The sequence below is a fragment of the Halomonas sp. A3H3 genome (genome assembly GCF_000982975.1).
Classification (GTDB): Bacteria; Pseudomonadota; Gammaproteobacteria; order Pseudomonadales; family Halomonadaceae; genus Vreelandella; species Vreelandella titanicae.
In genome coordinates this window covers 1,469,198-1,489,249 of the sequence record NZ_HG423343.1, presented here as the reverse complement: position 1 = coordinate 1,489,249, position 20,052 = coordinate 1,469,198, and the positions used below count along the sequence as shown (strand labels likewise).

Genomic DNA, 20,052 nt, shown 5'->3' with positions numbered 1-20,052 from the left:
GGTAGCTCTTGGCACTTTGGCATGAAAATGCATATAGGTGTCGACGATAAGCTTGGGTTGATTCACAGCATCGAGACCACGGCTGCCAATGTCCATGACATTGTGCCTGCCGATAAGCTCCTTCACGGTGAAGAGCAACGCGTCTTCGGTGATGCCGGTTACCTGGGTATTCAAAAACGCGACGAGCACAAGCACCGCAACGATATCTCTTGGTATATTGCCAAACGGCCTGGCACCCGCAAGAAGCTAGATGCCAGGCGACAGAAAGTCGAAAACATCAAAGCCAGTATCCGTGCCAAGGTGGAGCACCCCTTTCGGTACATCAAACAAGTTTTTGGTTATGGCAAGGCTCGCTATCGTGGACTGGCCAAAAACACTCAGCGCCTGCACTTGCTGGCGGCGTTCAGCAACCTGCTGATCAGTGAGAAATACCTATGGGAATAGGGCGATTGCGCTCCTTTCCCGCTCAATGAGCGGGAAAGGAGCAAAAATACACAAAGAAAGGGAGAAGAGTGTCTAAATTTTCGATTTTTTGTAGGCTCAAGTAAGCGTTGATGAATATCGGCAGTTATTCAGACCTTCCCTAACCCAACGCGTTCAAGTGAGGCCATAGCGCGCTCGCGCAACTCATGAGTAGCAAGGCAAGCGAGCGAGGCGAGCAGGCCAAAACGTTGCTGTCCCATGGCGCCATAGAGCACGTTTTGAAACACGCTGACGTTCTGCACCAGATTAAATTGCTGGAAAACCACACCCACTTTGCGTCGTAGCTGGCGTAATTGTGGTTTAGAAAGGTGAGTGAGGGAGTCGCCCAAAATAGTGATCTCCCCATGATCATGGGATGTTAGACCATTTAGGCAGCGCATTAACGTCGATTTACCGCAGCCGTTCGCACCCAACAAAATGACGCACTCGCCTCGAGTAATCTCTAGCGTTAAGCCACGCAGTACGTGCAACTGCCCGTAGTGTTTATGCAGATTGTGGACGCTGATAGCCTTCATAAAAAAACCTCCTGCGTTAGCGGCAGGAGGTGGATAAATTGAATGTTCATGGACAGACCTGCTTATTAGCAGCACATCCCTGTGCCGTTGTGGAGCGAAAAGAGAGAGATGTTTACAGATCGATACCCGCTGCTTCGTAGGCGCGGCGTACTACGTCGTAATCTGCGTTGGTGCGGTCAAAGCCTAGCGAAGAGTCCCGGTTTAGGAACTTATCTTCGTTGCGATCGGTCGCAACCAATGCGTTCCATAGTGTGTCGGCATTAGCTCTAAGCGATTCGCGTAGGGCTGTTTTGCAGGCATCATCCAGAGAGCCGCGCATCACCACCGGGTCGCCAGGTAGCACATCGCTTTTGGCGATTACGCGGTATTCACCGTCGGGATCCATGGCCTGAATTTCTTCGATATCTCGGTTGCCGCCACCCATTGCGTCTACATCACCATTAACGAGTGCCGCAATGCGTGCATCACCGGCCATAATAATTTCCAGATCACGGTCAATATCGAGGCCCGCGTCTACCAACATTTGGCTGGGGAAAATATGCCCGCTGGTGGAGCCCACATCTTTCAGCGCTACGCGGTGACCTTCCAGATCCGCCAGAGTGTCGATATCGCTGTCGGCGGGTACAAAAAAGCTGCTGCCGTAATGCGGGCGTTCAATGGCAAACAGAATGTCGATATCGCTTTCACGGTCGAACAGCACAAACTCAGACGGGCCGGCAAAAACAAGATCAACATCGTCGTACTGAAGCGCCGTGCCCGCAGCCGTACGGTTACTTAGGCTAAACATCTCCAGCTCAAGGCCGGTAGTGGTTTCAAACGCTTCGGCGAAGGGGCCGAAAGCCTCTTCTAGTGGCCCCATGCCTTCAATGCCGGTATCCGCCATGCGGATCGGGTTAGGGCACACATTGCTCAAATCATCATTGGCGAACACGCTTGACGAGGTGGCAAGCGATGCCACCCCTACGATCGCTAGGCTTAGTGCTGTTTTACGGGCGAGTTGTTGACGAACACGGTTTTTATGGAAACGGTTAGTACTGACATTGGCTTTATGCATTAGTCGTTATCCTGCCGATGAAAAAAGTCTACATTGAAGTGGTAGCTAGGGTGGCAGCTGGCAATGACGGTAAGGTGTAGTGAAGATGACGATTTAATCACGGATTTATGACGCTCCCGGCAGGCATCTTTACTGCTAAAGTGTCTGGACACTGTTATGAAAGGAGTCACTTAAAATGCGTTTTCACCGCTATGGCTTGGCGCTAGGGACAGCGTTATTTGCCACCGTTCCTCCTGCCTTTGCTGATAACTACACCCTGACGCTATTTCACACCAACGATCTACATGGGCGTACCGATCAGTACCCCTATCTAATTACCACGCTGAATGAGGCGCAGGAGCGCTTTGGCGAAGGGTTGCTGCTGGATGCCGGTGATATCTTTACAGGCACGCTCTACTTCACAGAGTTTCAAGGCCAGGATGCCCTCGAATTTATGAATTTAATGGGCTACGACGCCTTTGTGCCCGGCAACCATGAGTTCGATTTGGGTGACCCGGAACAGGGGCACCAAGCGCTAGCGGCGTTTTTCGCAGGCGCCGAGTTTCCTATTTTAGGGGCGAATCTGGACTTCTCCGCAGGCCCGGAGTTTGCTGACATGTTGGGTGATTCAGTCAGCGCTGAGCCGCAGGCGTGGGCGCTTTATGACGGCATGATCGTTGAGCATAACGGCGAGCCAATCGGCATCTTTGGGTTAAGCACTCAGGACAGTGAGACGATTTCCAGCCCTGGCCACGTCACCATCAGCGATTATCGCCAAGCGGCTGAAGCCATGGTGGCAAGCTTTGAAGAGCAGGGCGTTAACAAGATTATTGCCCTTACCCACTTGGGCTACGACAGTGACCCCAGCGTAGGTAATGACCTGCTGCTGGCAGAGCATGTCGAAGGCATCGACATTATTATTGGTGGTCACAGCCATACCCAAGTGTCGCCCCCCAGGCTGCTGAGCGAGAGCCGCGCTGGTGAGAAGCTCCTATCACCGACGGTGATTGGCCAGGCAGGCGAGTATGGCCAGCACCTGGGCGTTATGCAGGTCACCTTCGACGAAAACGGCGTGGTGGTGGATGCCAGCGGTGAACTGCTCGCTGCCGACGATCGCGAAGCGGACGCTGATGCCGCCAAGCGGCTTGAATCCTACACCGCTGAGATTGAGACACTGCGGGATACCCAGGTCGGCGCCAAGGTAATCTCCACGCTACCCAACCCGCGCCATGGGCGTGGCGATGAACGGAGCGTGCGTGCCAATGAAACAGCGCTGGGCAATTTAATCGCCGATGCCCAGTTGCATGCTGCGCAGCAGGTGGCACCCGACACGGTTATGGCGATTCAGAATAGCGGCGGCATCCGTGAAGCGATTGAGAGTGGGGATGTGTCTGTGGGTGATTTGATCGCCGTGCAGCCATTTGGCAATCGCCTGACGCTGCTTGACGTCACTGGCGCCGAGCTGCTGGAAACCTTCGAGATCGCCCTGGCCAATGCCCCCGGCGAAGGCGGCGGTTTTCTGCAGGTGTCGGCAGGCGTTGAGTTGATATACGACAGCGGCGAGCCGTCGGGCGAGCGGGTGGTTAGCCTAAGCGTTGCCCAGGAAGGCGCAATGCAGGCGATTGACCCCGAGCGTACTTACACCATCGCCACCAATAACTTTACCGCTGCTGGCGGCGACGGTCATACGGTACTTGGCGCTGCCTATGAAGATGGGCGCAACACCATCGTCGGCAATACGGATTGGGAGATGCTGCGCGACTATATGGTGGAACGTAAAGAGGTGTTCTACCAGGTGGAAGGGCGGATTACTGATGTAGCTCAAGAAGGTGTGGTGCCAGAGGATGTGGCCCAGGAAGCGTCGTAGTGAGTTCCGGGCCACGGGTAGCGCTTACTCATCAATGATGCTTTCAAAGCCGCCAAAGATTAGCCGCTTGCCATCAAAGGGCATCGGGTTAACGTCCATCTGCAAGCGCGGGTCTTGCATCACTTTGGGCATGGCCTCATCGCGCACGCTGCGCGATGGCCACTCTATCCAGGAAAAGATGATGCTTTCGTCATCCTTGCGCTTGACCGCCATGGTGAAGGAGGTCACTTCCCCTTCGGGGACATCGTCTCCCCAGCACTCCACGACCCGCAGTGCGCCGTGTTCCTTGAAAACAACGGCCGCGGCACGGGCATGCTCAATAAACTCATCTTTATTAGCGCTGGGCACGGCAGCGACGAAACCATCTACATAAGGGTGTGTAAGCTTGCTCATGGCTGTTCTCCTATTACTGTTTTATTCTGCTTTAGAGGGGAGTTCTCGAACGGGGCGTACCTCAATGCTGCCCAGCCGGGCTGGTGGAATACGGCTAGCCAGCTGCAGCGCCTCATTCAAGTCGTGGGCTTCGAGCAGGTAGAAACCGGCCAACTGCTCCTTGGTTTCCGCAAAGGGACCATCGGAGATTAACGTCTCGCCATCGCGCACGCGTACGGTGGTGGCGGTCTCCGTCGGTTGTAACGGCTGCCCGGCCAGGTAGTGGCCGCTGGCGCTCAGGCGCTCAACCCCAGCAATACACTCCTGGTTGAGGTCGTGCCACGCCTGTTCGCTCATGGCGTTGATAATCTGTTCCTGGTAATAGACCAGCGCAACGTACTTCATGGGGAGTCTCCTTCTGTGGCCAAGGGGCAGTTGTCTGACGGAACGTTTACCATCCAGCCGACGCCAAAACGATCTACCGTCATGCCGAACCCTGGTGACCAGAAGGTCGCTTCGAACGGCATGATCATCTTTCCACCTTCCGCTAGTTGAGCAAAGGTTCGTGCGGCCTGCTCGATATCCTGATACTCCAATTGAACCTCTATCCCTTGCGGTGGTGTATAGCAGTCAGCCGCCATATCGGCACCCATCAAGCGGCGTCCACGCAGGTTCAGTGAGGCATGGATGATGCGGTCATGAAGGGCGGGCGGCGTGTGTTCAGCGGCGGGTGTGTCAGCATAGGTCAACAGGCACTCCAAATGCCCTCCGGTGACATCGGCATAGAACTGCATGGCCTCCCGGCAGGTGCCGGGAAAGGCGACATGCACGTTCATGGCATCCGGTACACGAGCAAGGTTACGGTGCTGCTCAATTCCGGCACCGGGCTCAAAATCCTCCAGCGAGAAGTAGCGCCGTAATTCAAGGGTCACGTTGCCATCGGCATCCTGGGTGGGCCACTGCTGGGCCCACTCAATGGCCGCCTGCAGTGAAGGTGCTTCGAGCACGCTGTAACCGGCAATACGCTCACTGGCTGGAGACAAAGGCCCGGGGATGATGGTGGGCTCACCGTTTTTGAAACGGATCAGACACCCGTCGCTGGTCGGATGTAGGCCATCGCCGCTCAAAAACACGCCTGCCTCGGTCATGCGCTGGTTATAAGCAGCCATGGCGGCAAACATTTCCTGGGATGGCATAGCGCCATTCTCGGTGTTGGCATCGGCACGGCGTATCAGCATGAATTTCATTGAGAGCCTCCTGGTTGGTCAGGGTAGTGACTCTCTGTAGTCGTTTGGCGTCGTCTTGAATCGACATAGCCTAAGCATTTTTTTATGGGGAATTTTCGAGTTCTGCCAATCGCCTGTTCAAAAAGCGTTTTTCTGGATCCAGGGTGACCAATAGCAGCGCCTGTTGATAGGCGCTGCGCGCGGCCTCATGCTGGCCTTGGCGACGCAGTAAATCCGCTTTGGCGGCATGAAATAGATAATAGCGGTTGATTTGCGGGTGTTGAGCGATGTCGTCGAGTAACTTCAGGCCGGTATCGGGTGCACCATTCATGGCAATAGCGACCGCACGGTTCAGCGCCAGGATGGGTGATGGAAAACGTCGGCAGAGGGCGTCGTAGAGCCTGACGATGCGCCCCCAATCAGTCAGCTCGGCGCGGCTAGCCTGGGCATGTACGGCGGCAATCGACGCCTGAAGGGTGTAGTACCCGGTGGGGGTGAGCGCCAGCGCCTGTTCCAGCCATGCAATGCCGGTCTGGATATCCTCTTGGCGCCATAGGCGTCTGTCCTGAGCATCCAGGGTTACCAGCTCACCGTCGCTATCCTGGCGCGCATCCCGGCGGGCATCATTAAGCAGCATCAAAGCCATCAGCCCAAATACTTCCCCCTGGGGCAGTAGCCGCGCCAGCTCATTACCCAGTCGCATGGCTTCTTTTGTTAGGCTGATATCGACCACGCTGGCGCCCGTGCTGCGCGAGTAGCCTTCGTTGAAGACCAGATAGATGACTTGGAGCACATCGGGTAAACGCTCGGGCAGCTCTTCCTGGGTAGGCACGGCATAAGGGATATGCGCATCGCGAATTTTGCGTTTGGCTCGTACGATACGCTGTGCCAGCGTCGTAGGCTTCATCAGTAGCGCGCTGGCTACTTGCTCAGTGGTCAAACCGCACATCTCGCGAAGCGTCAGGGCAATCCGTGCTTCCATGCTCAAACTTGGGTGGCAGCAGGTGAATAGCAGCCGCAAGGCGTCATCTTCGATGGTGGTGGGCTCAAGATCCAGCGCTTCATCTGTGGGTAATAGCAAGTGAGCCCGACGGCGAGCAGTACTGCGTTGGCGAATTTGGTCTATTCCGCAGTGGTAGCCGGTGCGAATTAGCCATGCCGTGGGGTTGTCAGGTTTGCCGTTAACCGGCCACTGTTGAACCGCCGCCACAAAGGCATCCTGCATGGCTTCTTCGGCTAGTTCAAAATCCCCCAGTAGGCGTATCAGCGTCGCCTGCACGCGCCGGGAGTGCTCACGATACAGGTCATCGACGTATGAAGGTTCAGTACTCATCAAGGGAGATCCGTAAGCTTTATCTCAAACGTAGCGCATGGTTTCTCCGTTGACTTGTTTTTCTTGTTTTGTCTTTCGGGGGATAGGTATTCAATCCCCGGTGCGTTTTCCCGTGGCGCTGTTGAAAGGATGCAGAGCGTCGCGGGTCACAAAAAATCGCAGGGTTTCGCCTTCGGCAACGGGCGGCTGCCCCGAAACGCGGATGACTGTAGGCTGGTCGCTATCGGCGAGGGTCACATATAGGTGGCTTTCGGCCCCCGCGGCTTCAAACAGCGCCAGCGTTGAGTCGACAATTAGGTGAGGCGCGGTCGGCGGCGTTAGATGCATATCATCCGGTCGAATGCCGACGACATCGGTGCCGTCGGGCAGGTTATCCAGCAGGCCATTGGCGCCTTGTTCGTTCAAGTAATCCACCGGCAGCATGTTCATGGCGGGGGAGCCGATAAACCCGGCGACAAACATGCTGGCGGGGCGGGCGTAGATATCCATGGGTGTGCCCACTTGCTCAATCTGCCCGGCGTTAAGAACCACTAAACGGTCACCCAGTGTCATGGCTTCCAGCTGGTCGTGGGTCACATACAGGCTGGTAGTCTTCAGGCGCCGCTGCAGCTGTTTGATCTCCACGCGCATCTGCACGCGCAGTTTGGCATCCAGGTTGGAAAGTGGCTCATCGAATAGAAAGGCTGCCGGGTCGCGCACCAACGCGCGGCCCATGGCGACGCGCTGGCGCTGACCACCAGAGAGCTTGCGCGGTTTGCGCTCCAGAAACTCTTCGATCTCGAGCATTTTGGCGGCAATTCGCACGCGCTTTTCAATGTCTTCTTTGTTAAACCCGCGGTTCTTGAGGCCGTAAGCTAGGTTGTTGTACACCGTCATATGCGGGTAGAGCGCGTAGTTCTGGAACACCATGGCGATATCGCGCTCGGCGGGCTCTAGCTTATTGACCACCCGGTCACCGATTTTGAGCGTGCCTTCGGTAATGGTTTCAAGCCCCGCCACCATGCGGAGTAGGGTAGATTTGCCGCAGCCGGAAGGCCCCACCAGCACCACAAACTCGCCATCTTCAATCTGTAAGTCGATGCCTTTGACGGCCTGAACATCGCCGCTATAGGTTTTCTTTAGCCCTTCCAAGGTAATGCTGGCCATCTTATTTCTCCGTCTCGGTCAGGCCTTTCACAAATAGGCGTTGCATAAACAGAATCACTAATACAGGCGGCAGCGCTGCCATGACCACCGCGGCCATCACTAATTGCCACTGTGGGTTCTCTTCCGAGGTCATGCGCTGAATGCCCATTACGATGGTGTAATAATCAGGGTCGGTAGTGATAATTAACGGCCAGAGGTACTGGTTCCAGCCGTAGATAAACATGATCACAAACAGCGCGGCGATATTGGTCACCGACAGCGGCATTAAGATGTCTTTAAAAAACTTCAGTGGCCCGGCGCCATCGACCCGGGCGGCTTCGAGCATCTCTTCGGGAATGGTCATAAAGAACTGGCGGAACAAGAAGGTTGCGGTAGCCGAGGCAATCAGCGGGATCGATAGCCCGGCAAAGCTATTGAGCATTTTAAGATCCGCAACGACCTGAAAAGTCGGAATAATGCGCACTTCCACCGGCAGCATCAACGTGACGAAGATCACCCAGAAGAAGAACATCCGGAAGCGGAAACGGAAGTAGACGATGGCAAAGGCGGAAAGCAGCGAAATAGACAGCTTACCCACTGTGATCGCCATGGCCATTATAAAACTGTTCCACAGCATCAGGGCGGCCGGCGGTGCGCCGGCATTGGAGACGCCCGACTGCCACATGCGCGTGTAGTTTTCGATCCCGTGGCCACCGGGCAGCAGTGGCAGCGTACCCTGCAGCAAACCCGATAGGGAATGGGTAGAGGCGATGATCGCGACATACACCGGAAAAACCACCAGCGCGACACCAGAGATCAAAACAATATGGGCTATCAGGTTAGCCCAAGGGCGGTTTTCAACCATTAACGTTCTCCCAAAGGCTTAGTAATTGACTCGGCGCTCAATAAAGCGGAATTGAATCATCGTTAATGCCACCACAATCACCATCAGAATCACCGACTGAGCCGCGGACGAGCCAAGGTTTAGCCCGACAAAACCGTCGGCATACACTTTGTAAACCAGTATGTTAGTGGCCTGGGCCGGGCCGCCTGCGGTGGTGGCGTGGATGATCGCGAAGGTGTCGAACATGGCATACACCACATTAACCACCAGCAAGAAGAAAGTGGTCGGCGTGAGCAGCGGGAAAATAATCGTCCAGAAGCGCTTAGTCGGGCTGGCGCCGTCAATGGAGGCGGCTTCAATCAGCGATTGCGGGATTGACTGTAAGCCCGCCAGGAAAAACAAAAAGTTATAGGATATCTGCTTCCAGGCGGCGGCAAAAATCACCAGCAGCATGGCGTCACTGCCCGAGTTACGGTGGTTCCACTGGTAACCCACCATTTCCAGCATATAGGGCACAATGCCGATAGAGGGGTTGAAGATAAACCACCACAACACGCCCGCAAGCGCGGGGGCGATGGCGTAGGGCCACACCAGTAGCGTGGTGTAGGTGCTGCGTGAGCGAATCATCCGGTTGACGGTACTGGCCAATAAAAGCGCCACTGTCATCGATAGCAGGGTAGTGCCCACGGCGAATACCACCGTCACCGATAGCGAATTGACATAACTGCCGTCACGAAATAGACGGGCAAAGTTCTCAAGACCCACAAACGTTGAGCGCAGCCCAAAGGCGTCTTCGCGCAGTAGCGACTGATACAGCGCCTGGCCCGCAGGCCAGATAAAGAAAATCAGTGTCACAATCACCTGGGGCGTCAGCAGCGCGTAGGGCAAAAAGCGACCAGGGTAGGTCATGCGTTTGGTTTGCATGGGCAGCTCTGCAAATTGTTAGCAAAAACAAGCATCAACAAACGAAATCGCCGCCTACCCAGAAGGGTAGGCGGCGAAGTGAGTACTTATTTACTGGTTGGCAGCTTCAAAATCACGGAGCAGATCATTGCCGCGTGCTACTGCTTCATCCGCTGCTTCCTGACCCGATTTGTCACCGGTCATCACCGCTTCCATCTCTTCGGAGATGATGTCGCGAATCTGCACGAAGTTACCAAAGCGTAGGCCTTTGGAGTTCTCGGTCGGCTCGTTGAGAGTCATCTGTTTCAGCGAAATATCCGCGCCTGGATTCTCTTCGTAGTAGCCCTGTTCTTGGCTCAGATCCCAAGCGGCCTGAGTGATGGGCAGGTAGCCGGTTTGCTGGTGCCACTGTGCCTGTACTTCGGGCTGGGAGAGGTACTCAAAGAACGCCGCAACGGCTTCGTATTCGTCATCGCTATGGCCCTGCAGTGCCCACAGAGTGGCGCCACCGATAATCGAGTTCTGCGGTGCGCCTTCTACGTCGTCGTAGTAGGGCTGCATGCCAAAGCCAACTTCAAATTCTGAATTGGCGGCGACATCCGCACGTGAAGCAGAAGAGCCGAAGAAAATCGCGCAGTCCTGGGAGTAGAACATCGGCTCAGAGTCGGGGCCGGAGCCGGGGCCACCCCATTTAAAGACACCTTCTTCCTGCCAGTCGTGGAGGTTGTCCCAGTGGCGAGCGACCAGCTCATTGTTGAAGGTAAACTCGGTTTCCATACCGCCAAAGCCGTTTTCCAGTGTACCTAGCGGCACGTTATGCCAAGCGGAGAAGTTTTCCAGCATGACCCAGCTAGGCCAGGAGGTGGTAAAGCCACAGCTGGCCGCACCAGACTCGACGATTTGGCGTGAAAAATCGGCCACTTCGTCCCATGTTTGTGGGGGTTGCTCGGGATCCAGGCCTGCTTCTTCAAACATGTCCCGGTTGTAGTACATGATTGGCGTAGAGGAGTTAAACGGGAAAGAAAGCATATTGCCGTTGGTGTCGGTGTAATAACCCACGACGGCGGGCAGGAAGGCTTCTTTATCGAAAGCGCGGCCATGCTCTTCCATCAGCTCGTACACTGGGTAGATGGCGCCTTTGGCGTTCATCATGGTGCCAGTGCCGACTTCAAACACCTGCAGGATATGCGGCTGCTCGTTGGCACGGAAGGCGGCGATCGCGCCCGTCATCGTTTCGGTATAGGTGCCGCGATAGCTGGGGGTAACGTGGTAGTCGTCTTGAGACTCGTTGAAGTCTTGGGTCATCTCTTCGAGAATTTCGCCCAGTTGGCCGCCCATGGCGTGCCACCAGCTAATCTCTGTTGCCGCCTGAGCAGACAGGCTTAGGCTGGCCGTCGCCACCCCTACGGCAAGCGCGTGCAGTGTGAAACGAGACATAACAAGCTCCTTATAGGCCTGAACTTAGTCAGGCGTGCAATGCGTTTGTTGAGATTTTTAGATGCACTGAACATTAAGAAGTGTAGATGACGTTTTAGTGAATGCACGATGAACCTGCCGTGACAGTCAACATTGCGCTGCCAGCAGGCCTACTGAGTAGGAAAAGGAAGAGGGCGATGATAGTGTGATAGGAAGAGTCCAACTAACGAGAGCAGTATGACTGACGTGACCACTTTACTGACGAAGCTGGTGTCATTCGATACCACTTCCAGTGAATCCAATCTGGCGCTGATTGAGTATGTGGAAGGCTATTTGGCAGAGTATGGCGTTAGCGCCGAGCGGGTGATGAGCCCCTGCGGTACCAAAGCCAACCTGATCGCAAGAATTGGCCCAGAGGCGCCGGGCGGTGTGATGCTTTCCGGGCATACCGATGTGGTACCGGTGGCGGGGCAGCCCTGGTCGAGCGATCCGTTCACCCTGCGTGATGGTGGCGGTGGGCGCCTTTATGGGCGCGGCACCTGCGATATGAAAGGTTTTATCGCCTGCGTATTGTCGATGGTGCCCACTTGGACGAAAGCGCCTCTGCAGCAGCCGATTTATCTGGGTTTCTCCTATGACGAAGAGATCGGCTGCGTGGGTGCGCCAAGCCTCATTAAGCGCTTTTACGAACACTACTCCACCACCGCCCATGTGATTGTCGGCGAGCCCACCAGCATGCAGCCAGTGGTAGCGCAGAAAGGGGCGACCAATCTGCGTACCACCGTGATTGGTCAGGAAGCTCACAGCAGCCAGGTCAATCAAGGCACCTCAGCCATCCACGTAGCGGCAAGGCTAGTGACCTTTATTGAGGACACCATGGCGGCGTTGGTGGAAGAGGGGCGCATCGATGAGGCCTTTAACGTGCCTCACACCAGCCTGCACGTCGGCAAAATAAAAGGTGGTACGGCGATCAATATTATGGCGCGGGAGTGCCAGTTCGAGTGGGAAATTCGCCATCTGCCCACGGACACCTTCGACGAAATATACGCGCGCTTTGAGGCCTATTGCGCCCAGCTAAGCGCTGAGCTGCAGGCCAAAGGCAAGCACGTTGAAATTACTACTGAGCCGCTAAACGTGACAGTGCCGGGCCTGGCCGACCGCGAAAACGATCAGGTACTTCGCCTAGCCAAAGACCATTTGCCCGCAGGGTGCTGCGACCACGCGGTGGCTTACGCCACGGAAGCGGGGCAGTTCCAGGGCCAGGGCTTGCAGACAATAATTCTTGGCCCTGGCAGCATCGCCCAGGCGCATCAGCCCGATGAATATATTGATATTGAGCAGCTTGAAGCGTGTGAGGATTTTCTAACGAAGATGGGTAAAGCGTTAGAGAAGACTGTCTAACTAGCTAATAACTGCCCAAAAAAATCCCACCCGGCTAATGGGGTGGGATTTTTTGTAGTGCTTTCATACCATGTCGCTTTTTCAGTGCTGAGGATGTTGTTCAAACAGCTCAGCTTTGGCATGGCGCATCACATCTTCGCACGCCTGCTGTTGGGCTAACTGCGTTAGCAGGCGTTGAGTTACTTCGAAGCCCTTGCCTAAGCAAGTGTCGACTTCCTGTTGGCTAACCGCTGGCGTCACTCGATAATCGATTTTTACCGTGCGCCCACCACCTTCCAGCCGATCCGCAACTCCCCTGAGCCGCCACGCGATTTTCTCTTTCCAAGTTGCTGATTCTTCCGCGCCTTCGTTTACGCTAAACGTGCACTGCCATTCCGGTTTAAAGACCTTCATAGGAGAACCTCCAAAAATTTTGGAAAGAATGATCGATCGTGTTTCGTACCCCATCGTCTGAATGTATTGCCCCACTACTATATACCTAACGCAGCATAAATATCGAACAATAGTGATACGCGTTGGGCGACGCGCATAGGGCGTATCGGTTAGGCTATAAAAGATGTGACTAACGAGCTTTTCTATGACCTCCACAACTGATCCAAGTTGCCCCTGTGGTAGCTTATTAACGCTTGATAAGTGCTGTGGCCGTTATCACCAAGGCGGGCTTGCCCCCACGCCTGAAGCTTTGATGCGCTCTCGCTATGTGGCTTTTGTGCTAGGGCGTAGCGACTACCTGTTGGCGACATGGCACCCCTCTACCCGCCCTGCAGAGCTTGCGCCTGATCCTGACGCTGAGTGGAAGTCGCTATCTATCGTCTCCGCAGAACCGCCGCTCGACAATATCGGTTACGTGCATTTTCGTGCCTGTTTTTATGAAAGGGGGCGAGTGCAAAAAGGCTGGCATGTATTAGAAGAGGTCTCCCGCTTCGTTAAAGAGCAGCAACGCTGGTGGTATATAGACGGAACACCCACGCTTACCCGCCTGAAACCACGCCGCAACGACCCGTGCTTATGTGGTAGTGGGCGTAAATTAAAGGTATGTTGCGGTGAATAGTGGCATCGTTCAGCCTCACAAAGCCGAACCGCAATGGTATCTCTATTTGCTGGAGTGCCAGCGTGGCACCTATACGGGCATTACCAATAACCTGGCAAAGCGTTATCAAGCGCACTGCACCGGCAAAGGGGCGCGTTATACCCGTGCAAATCCGCCTGTTGCACTGCTGGGTGCCGAACCGTTTGAAGACCGCGCCGCCGCAAGCCGGGCTGAATATCAGTTAAAGCAACAGACACCGAGCCAAAAGCGCCGCTGGGCCAAGCAGTGGCCTGTACAATTAGAAGCTAACTAGACTCTTTTCCGTTAGGCGTAGATTAAGGAACCTACATGCTGACGTTTTACTCAGAGGACAGCCGTTTGCGCCAAGCGCGCACGGAGTTACATGACGGCGCGCTGGTGACCCCGTTTGAGTGCCCCGAACGCCTTGATCTAGTGCTAAAGCATCTTCACCAGTCCGGGCTTGGGGATATTCGTACCCCTAGCGCTTATGGGTTAGCCCCCGTATTAGCGGTGCATGACAAAGAGTACGTAACGTTTCTAGCCAACTGTTGGCAAGAGTGGCAGGCGGCTGGGCATGAGGGGGAGGCGATTCCCAATATTTGGCCCGCACGAACCATGCGTGGTGACCGCATCCCGCGATCGGTTAGCGGTCAGCTAGGCTACTACGCGCTGGCGGCGGAAACGTCGATCTCAGCAGGAACCTTTGAAGCCGCCATGGCGAGCAAAGACGTGGCGTTAGGCGCGGTAGAGCATACGTTACAAACCGGCGAACCCAGTTTTGGTTTATGCCGGCCGCCAGGCCACCACGCCGCGTTTGATCAGTTTGGCGGTTACTGCTTCTTTAACAATGCCGCCATTGCCGCCCAGCGAGCGCTGGATGCAGGCAAACGTCGGGTCGCCATTCTTGATGTCGACTTTCACCACGGCAACGGCACCCAGCAGATTTTCTACAAGCGTGATGATGTGCTGTTTATCTCACTGCACGGCGACCCTGAGGTCACATTTCCTTACTATTTGGGCTACGCTGATGAAAACGGCGAAGGGCCAGGTAAGGGCTTTAACGTCAATTACCCGTTGCCGCCGGGCACCAGCGTTACCAGGTGGATGGCCACACTTGAGCTAGCCTTGGCGCAAATTAAAGCCGCGGAGTGTGAATGCCTGATCGTATCGTTAGGGGTCGATATCTTCGAAGGTGACCCCATAAGTGCCTTCACCTTTACCAGCGAAGATTTCACAGCGTTAGGTGAGCACCTGGCCCAAGTAGGCTTACCCAGCGTGTTTCTGATGGAAGGGGGCTATGCTGTAGATGAAATAGGTGTCAATGTAGTCAACGTGTTACAAGGTTTTGAACAGGCGCTATAAAACGGCCTGGAACTGCATCTAAACAAGGGTAAAGGTTAACCGTGACAGCGGCCCCTAAATCGGGCAGGCTATTGCCCTTTCAACGGGGCAGGGAGCTCAAGCGTGGCAGTGTATGGTGGAATTCAGGCACATGAATTGGAGCGTTGGCTTAATGCGTTAACCAACGCCGCCTATGACCGACGCTGCCCGCTGGTAAAAGTACACGGTGGCAACGCACGTGCGCGTACCGCCCGTCAAGACCTCCTTCATTTGGCGAACGACTACCGCTGTGGCGATTCTAGCCGCGAAGAGAGCGCAGCCGACCTTGGCCGCTGGTGTCAAACCTACCTTTCAGAGGCAGAGTGGTATGTGCTGGTCGGTACCCGCCAAGCACCTTCCCAGCCGCAAAGCGAGGAAGAGCGAAGCCTCACCGTGCTCAAGCAGCACCGGGTGGGGTAACAGCACCCATCAGCACTAACTGCGATCAAAAGCTCCTGCGATGGGGCTTTTTTTGTGCGCGAGATGTATGTCTTAACAGGTAGCCGAATTTTTTAATGGCAGAAGAATTAGTAGGTGCTTAATAACGATGTATTGACAAAAGTTTAATAAGATGAGTAGTTTGAAAGGATATGTCTACTCGACTAACGTTTTAAAAAAACGCTATCTAAGAGCAGGGGGCAATACATCTTGTGACCATTACACCAGCGCTATCGGTTCGCTCCTTGGGCGTGAATTTTGGCTCCAACCAGGTTGTTAAAAATCTGAGTTTTGATGTTTATCCCGGTAAAACGACGGCAATCGTTGGCGAATCTGGCTCGGGTAAATCGGTGACTTCTCTGGCTATCATGCGCTTGGTAGAGTACATGAACGCCGAGATTACCAGTGGCTCGATACTGTTTAATCGCGATGCCAACGGCTCTCAGCCACTGGATCTTACCCAGCTTTCCGATAAAGCGATGCGCAAGATACGTGGCAAGGAAATCGCCATGATCTTTCAGGAACCAATGACGTCGCTGAATCCTGTTTACACTATTGGCGATCAGATTACCGAAGTGCTGGTATTGCATGAGAAGCTAACCCAAGACGCGGCGCGGGTCGAAGCAGTAAAACTGTTAAAACTGGTGCGCCTGGCCGATGCTGAAGCGCTGTTAAAACGATACCCCCACCAGCTATCCGGCGGCATGCGCCAACGAGTGATGATAGCGATGGCGCTGGCCTGCCGACCAAAAGTGCTGGTTGCCGATGAGCCCACCACCGCATTGGATGTCACCATTCAAGCGCAGATACTTACCATCATGCGTGACCTGCAGCAGGAACTAGGGATGGCTGTTATCTTCATTACCCACGATATGGGGGTGGTGGCGGAGATGGCCGACCAGGTAGTAGTCATGCGCCATGGCGAAAAGGTCGAGGAAGGGGCGGTGGAGGAGATTTTCGCCCGCCCCCAACACCCCTATACCCAAGCACTGTTAGCGGCGGTGCCTAAACTTGGCAGTATGCAGGGCGAAGCTCTTCCACGCATGGATCCATTAGTGGTGCTGGATGGAAATGTTGCGCGCACTCTGGGTGAAAGTCGTCAGCAGGATACCGCTAGAATCGATGAAGCCCCGGTGGTGGAGATAGAAAATTTAGTCACCCGTTTCGATATCCGAAAAGGGTTCTTTGGGGGGGTTAGCCATCGCGTCCATGCGGTGGAAAATGTCAGTTTCAGCATTTTTCCTGGAGAGACGCTGGCGCTGGTAGGCGAGTCGGGATCTGGCAAGTCGACCATCGGGCGCACCATTCAGCAGTTGCAGGAAAGCACCAGTGGCACGATACGCTTTGGTGGCAAGGCCGTGGCCGACATGTCCCGGGCAGAAAAAATGCGCCTGCGCCAAGAAGTGCAGTACATTTTTCAAGATCCGTTTGCCTCCTTGGATCCCCGCAAAACCGTGGGCTTTTCGATAGCCGAACCCATTCGTACGCACGGCTTGCTGCACGGTGCTAAAGCAATCCGTCATCGCGTTAATCAGTTACTTGAGCGCGTTGGTTTGAGCGCTGATCAAGCTGAGCGCTATCCTCATGAGTTTTCCGGCGGCCAGCGACAGCGCATCTGTATCGCCCGCGCTTTGGCTTCCAAGCCTAAGTTGATCATTGCTGATGAAGCGCTATCCGCCCTCGATGTTTCTATCCAAGCGCAGATCATTCATCTGCTTATGGAGTTGCAGCAAGACGAAGGCTTGGCCTATCTGTTCATTAGCCACGATATGGCTGTAGTGGAAAAAATGAGCCACCGCGTAGCGGTATTGCACCTTGGCCAAGTTGTCGAGCTAGGCGAGCGCCGGGCAGTGTTTGATTCGCCTCAGCACTCTTACACCCGCAAGCTCTTGAGCGCTGTGCCCGTGGCCGACCCCGCACAGAGGCGGGAGCGTACATTGCTGCAGGGCGATATTCTTAGCCCCATTCGTAAGGTCGGTGATGAGCCAGAACATTGGTCATTAGTGCAGGTGGCTAGCGGTCATTTCGTTGCCCAGGAAGTAGGCAGCGCCGAGCGTTTGGCATCATAGTTAGTTTCCTGATGGTATAAAAACTGTGAGACAACAACAGGAGTAATCCCATGAAGCAAAACAAACGCGTGCTCAATGGTGCCATCGCCGGTATGGCTCTGAGCGCTGCCTTCTCTGCCTCTGCGCAGGCTGGTTCATTAACGATTGCTTCGCCGCAAGATCCGGGTAGCTGGGATCCCATCGACACTTTTTTGGTGAATTGGGCCTCGGTTGCCACCAATATTTTCGATGGTTTGACTTATCGAGGCCCTGATTTAGAGCTGGTGCCCGGTCTGGCAACCGAGTGGGAGGAACTGGATGATGGTACCCGTATCCGTTTCACTCTGCGTGAAGGCGTCACCTTCCATAATGGTGAGCCCTTCAATGCGGAAGCGGTAAAGTTTACCTTTGATCGCTTATTAGGTGAGGAAGGTGGGCAGGGGCCCCAGCGCTCCAACTACACGGCGATTGAAAGCGTGGAAGTCATCGATGAGTACACAGTTGACTTCCACCTGAATGAGCCCGACCCAGTACTGCTCACTAAGCTAGCAGGCTACGGGGCGATGATTGTGCCACCGGAGTATCTGACCGAGCATGGTGATGAACACTTCAATACCCATCCGGTAGGCACTGGGCCTTTCAAAGTAGTGGAATATAATCCTCGTGAAGACGTTCAGCTTGAGGCCTTTGCTGACCACTGGGGCGGCGCGCCGAAACTTGACGTGACTTACCGCTTTATCTCCGAGCCTTCCACCGCCGTGGCTGAACTGCAGGCTGGGCGGGTTGATATCGTTATTCCGCCGACGATTCCTATCGGCATGATCGACACCATCAATAACCACGACGGCGCCAGCATCGTTAGCGTGGCTTCGCCGACGGTGGAAGCGATTCGGTTCAACACCCAATCCGGTATTACCGCCGATGAACGCGTGCGTAAAGCCTTGATTATGGCCGTGGATCGTCAGGCGATTATCGACTCCATCCTGGCTGGCGAGGGTGAAATGATCGCCAGTTTCCAGGGCGCTCAGTCCTTCGGTAACGACCCTGATATGGAGCCCCTGCCGTATGATCCGCAGCAGGCTCGCAAACTGCTGGATGAAGCGGGCGTCGAGCAAGGCGCCACGGTACAGATTGATGTGCGCGGTAACGACGCCACCTTTGGTGAGGTGGCCCAGGTAGTGGCGTCTTACCTACAAGGGGTGGGGATTACCGCTTCGATCCAGCCATATGAAACCAATGTGCTACTTAACGACATTATCCCGGCAGGCCGCACTGGGGAGATGTTCCAGCAGAAATGGGGCGGTTGGACGTTCGACTTCGACAATACCGCTTACCTGATGTACCACACGGGCGAACGCTGGAATCCTTATGATAGCGACGCTGAGTTAGATGAAATGCTCGAAGCCCAGCGCAGCATTACTGATCAGGAAGAGCGAGAAACGCTGCTCCAGGCGATTGCGCAGTATACCCAGGATCGCGCCTTGGAAATGCCGCTCTATAGCATCAATGCCCTCTACGGTGTCAGTGACCGGGTGGAGAATTTTGAACCTGCCCCGGATAACCGTATGCGTTTAACCAACGTGGACGTTAGTGAATAAACGTGACGCCATCCGACCGCTTGAAAGGGCGGTCGGCTCTTCACACTGACACTTCACAAAAGCTTCATGTAAGCGTTTCGGGCTTGGGGTCATAGTGGCAAAATTTCTTCTTTATCGAATACTGCAGGCCGTCTTTGTGGTGATCGCCGTGACGCTGATCGTCTCTTTTGCGATCAGGTTAACCGGTGATCCGGCGGTCATGCTGGCGCAAGGGGCGGGTAGTATTACCGAGGCGGATCTGGAAAGGATTCGTGAAGCCTTGGGTTTGAATCAATCCTTCCTGGCCCAGTACATCGGTTTCCTGCGCGGTCTGGTGGTGGGTGATTTTGGGCGCAGCTTTATGGGCGGAACCCCAGTGAGTGACTTGATTGGTCGCGCGCTGCCCGCCACCTTGGCGCTGGCTTTTGCCTCGCTGTTTGTGTCTATCGTGGTATCGATACCGCTGGGTATTAAGGCCGCGGTATCGCGGGGAAGGTGGCCCGACCAGATGATCAGGATTTTTTCCCTGATCGGGCTCTCTTTTCCTAACTTCTGGCTGGCCATCATGCTGGTGCTGCTGCTCTCCATCACTTTTAATCTGCTGCCGCCCAGTGGCATGGAGGGCTTCTCCAGCTTTATTATGCCCGCGGCGACGATGGGGATCATTCTAACCGCCACCAACGTGCGCCTTGTGCGGACCACTATGCTGGATACCCTCCGCTCTCAGTACATCATGGTGGCGCGGGCAAAAGGCCTTTCCAACACGGTCGTACTCTACAAACATGCGCTGCGTAACTGCTCCATTCCGCTGATCACCTATTTTGGTTTGCAGTTCGGTGGTCTGTTGGGCGGTATCGTGGTTGTCGAGCGTGTCTTTAACTGGCCAGGACTCGGCACCTTGGCTTTCGAAGCCGTATCGGCCCGGGACTATCCCGTCTTACAAGGCGTTATTACCGTGCTCTCGTTAATGATCATCTCCATTAACCTGCTTGTTGATATCGCCTATGGCCTGGTTGACCCCAGGGTGCGCAAGGAATAAC

General features: G+C 54.9%; 21 protein-coding genes. 10 read left to right on the top strand and 11 right to left on the bottom strand.

Annotated features, from left to right (window positions below):
* Window positions 1–444: IS5 family transposase (locus tag HALA3H3_RS06515; protein WP_144410447.1), on the top strand; the 444-nt coding region annotated here is incomplete at its 5' end.
* A gap of 128 nt (window positions 445–572) precedes the next feature.
* Here the strand turns inward: HALA3H3_RS06515 and HALA3H3_RS06510 are convergent.
* The gene (locus HALA3H3_RS06510; protein WP_022520792.1) at window positions 573–998 is read right to left on the bottom strand and encodes an ATP-binding cassette domain-containing protein; all 426 of its coding nucleotides are present in this window, start codon (window positions 996–998) and stop codon (window positions 573–575) included.
* A gap of 112 nt (window positions 999–1,110) precedes the next feature.
* Window positions 1,111–2,052, bottom strand: coding sequence for a phosphate/phosphite/phosphonate ABC transporter substrate-binding protein (gene phnD / locus HALA3H3_RS06505; RefSeq protein WP_022520791.1), 942 nt, complete (start codon window positions 2,050–2,052; stop codon window positions 1,111–1,113).
* 175 nt (window positions 2,053–2,227) lie between these two features.
* Here phnD and HALA3H3_RS06500 point away from each other — a divergent pair, with 175 nt between their 5' ends.
* On the top strand, window positions 2,228–3,898 hold the full coding sequence (locus tag HALA3H3_RS06500) for a bifunctional metallophosphatase/5'-nucleotidase (RefSeq protein ID WP_022520790.1): 1,671 nt from the start codon (window positions 2,228–2,230) through the stop codon (window positions 3,896–3,898).
* Window positions 3,899–3,922: 24 nt separating this feature from the next.
* On the opposite strand, the gene HALA3H3_RS06495 is transcribed toward HALA3H3_RS06500, so the two are convergent.
* The 8 genes from HALA3H3_RS06495 to ugpB form a co-directional block, all read right to left on the bottom strand.
* Window positions 3,923–4,291 (bottom strand): DUF1428 domain-containing protein, encoded by a 369-nt coding sequence (locus tag HALA3H3_RS06495; RefSeq protein ID WP_022520789.1) that lies wholly within the window; start codon window positions 4,289–4,291, stop codon window positions 3,923–3,925.
* Window positions 4,292–4,312: 21 nt separating this feature from the next.
* On the bottom strand, window positions 4,313–4,675 hold the full coding sequence (locus tag HALA3H3_RS06490) for a YciI family protein (protein ID WP_022520788.1): 363 nt from the start codon (window positions 4,673–4,675) through the stop codon (window positions 4,313–4,315).
* Entirely contained in the window at window positions 4,672–5,517 is an 846-nt protein-coding gene (locus HALA3H3_RS06485; protein ID WP_022520787.1) for a YciI family protein, read from the bottom strand. Before HALA3H3_RS06485 ends, HALA3H3_RS06490 begins: the two co-directional genes overlap by 4 nt.
* An 82-nt stretch (window positions 5,518–5,599) precedes the next feature.
* Window positions 5,600–6,829 carry an RNA polymerase sigma factor gene (locus tag HALA3H3_RS06480; RefSeq protein WP_022520786.1) on the bottom strand — a complete coding sequence of 410 codons (1,230 nt, stop codon included), beginning with the start codon at window positions 6,827–6,829 and terminating at the stop codon, window positions 5,600–5,602.
* 90 nt (window positions 6,830–6,919) lie between these two features.
* Window positions 6,920–7,975 carry a sn-glycerol-3-phosphate import ATP-binding protein UgpC gene (locus HALA3H3_RS06475; protein WP_022520785.1) on the bottom strand — a complete coding sequence of 352 codons (1,056 nt, stop codon included), beginning with the start codon at window positions 7,973–7,975 and terminating at the stop codon, window positions 6,920–6,922.
* 1 nt (window position 7,976) lies between these two features.
* A complete protein-coding gene (ugpE, locus tag HALA3H3_RS06470) occupies window positions 7,977–8,819 on the bottom strand; it encodes a sn-glycerol-3-phosphate ABC transporter permease UgpE (protein WP_022520784.1) in 843 nt (280 codons plus the stop codon).
* A gap of 18 nt (window positions 8,820–8,837) precedes the next feature.
* Complete coding sequence (gene ugpA / locus HALA3H3_RS06465; protein ID WP_022520783.1) at window positions 8,838–9,722, bottom strand: sn-glycerol-3-phosphate ABC transporter permease UgpA; 885 nt, start codon at window positions 9,720–9,722, stop codon at window positions 8,838–8,840.
* Between the two features lie 90 nt (window positions 9,723–9,812).
* Window positions 9,813–11,138, bottom strand: a complete 1,326-nt coding sequence (gene ugpB, locus HALA3H3_RS06460; protein WP_022520782.1) for a sn-glycerol-3-phosphate ABC transporter substrate-binding protein UgpB — start codon at window positions 11,136–11,138, stop codon at window positions 9,813–9,815.
* Between the two features lie 216 nt (window positions 11,139–11,354).
* Here ugpB and argE point away from each other — a divergent pair, with 216 nt between their 5' ends.
* Complete coding sequence (gene argE / locus HALA3H3_RS06455) at window positions 11,355–12,518, top strand: acetylornithine deacetylase (protein WP_022520781.1); 1,164 nt, start codon at window positions 11,355–11,357, stop codon at window positions 12,516–12,518.
* Between the two features lie 81 nt (window positions 12,519–12,599).
* Here argE and HALA3H3_RS06450 read toward each other — a convergent pair whose 3' ends face one another.
* Window positions 12,600–12,911, bottom strand: a complete 312-nt coding sequence (locus HALA3H3_RS06450; RefSeq protein WP_022520780.1) for a hypothetical protein — start codon at window positions 12,909–12,911, stop codon at window positions 12,600–12,602.
* 184 nt (window positions 12,912–13,095) lie between these two features.
* Between HALA3H3_RS06450 and HALA3H3_RS06445 the strand changes: the two genes are divergently transcribed.
* The 7 genes from HALA3H3_RS06445 (at window position 13,096) to HALA3H3_RS06415 (ending at window position 20,051) form a co-directional block, all read left to right on the top strand.
* Entirely contained in the window at window positions 13,096–13,569 is a 474-nt protein-coding gene (locus tag HALA3H3_RS06445; protein WP_022520779.1) for a YchJ family protein, read from the top strand.
* Window positions 13,562–13,861 (top strand): GIY-YIG nuclease family protein, encoded by a 300-nt coding sequence (locus tag HALA3H3_RS06440; RefSeq protein ID WP_022520778.1) that lies wholly within the window; start codon window positions 13,562–13,564, stop codon window positions 13,859–13,861. The genes HALA3H3_RS06445 and HALA3H3_RS06440 overlap by 8 nt, the downstream gene beginning before the upstream one ends.
* A 35-nt stretch (window positions 13,862–13,896) precedes the next feature.
* Window positions 13,897–14,931, top strand: coding sequence for a histone deacetylase family protein (locus HALA3H3_RS06435; RefSeq protein WP_022520777.1), 1,035 nt, complete (start codon window positions 13,897–13,899; stop codon window positions 14,929–14,931).
* 102 nt (window positions 14,932–15,033) lie between these two features.
* Complete coding sequence (locus HALA3H3_RS06430; protein ID WP_022520776.1) at window positions 15,034–15,369, top strand: hypothetical protein; 336 nt, start codon at window positions 15,034–15,036, stop codon at window positions 15,367–15,369.
* A 230-nt stretch (window positions 15,370–15,599) separates the two neighbouring features.
* Complete coding sequence (locus HALA3H3_RS06425) at window positions 15,600–17,456, top strand: ABC transporter ATP-binding protein (protein ID WP_022520774.1); 1,857 nt, start codon at window positions 15,600–15,602, stop codon at window positions 17,454–17,456.
* 50 nt (window positions 17,457–17,506) lie between these two features.
* Window positions 17,507–19,033, top strand: coding sequence for an ABC transporter substrate-binding protein (locus tag HALA3H3_RS06420; protein WP_022520773.1), 1,527 nt, complete (start codon window positions 17,507–17,509; stop codon window positions 19,031–19,033).
* Window positions 19,034–19,127: 94 nt separating this feature from the next.
* Window positions 19,128–20,051, top strand: a complete 924-nt coding sequence (locus tag HALA3H3_RS06415) for an ABC transporter permease (RefSeq protein WP_009287871.1) — start codon at window positions 19,128–19,130, stop codon at window positions 20,049–20,051.
* Window position 20,052 lies beyond the last annotated feature (1 nt).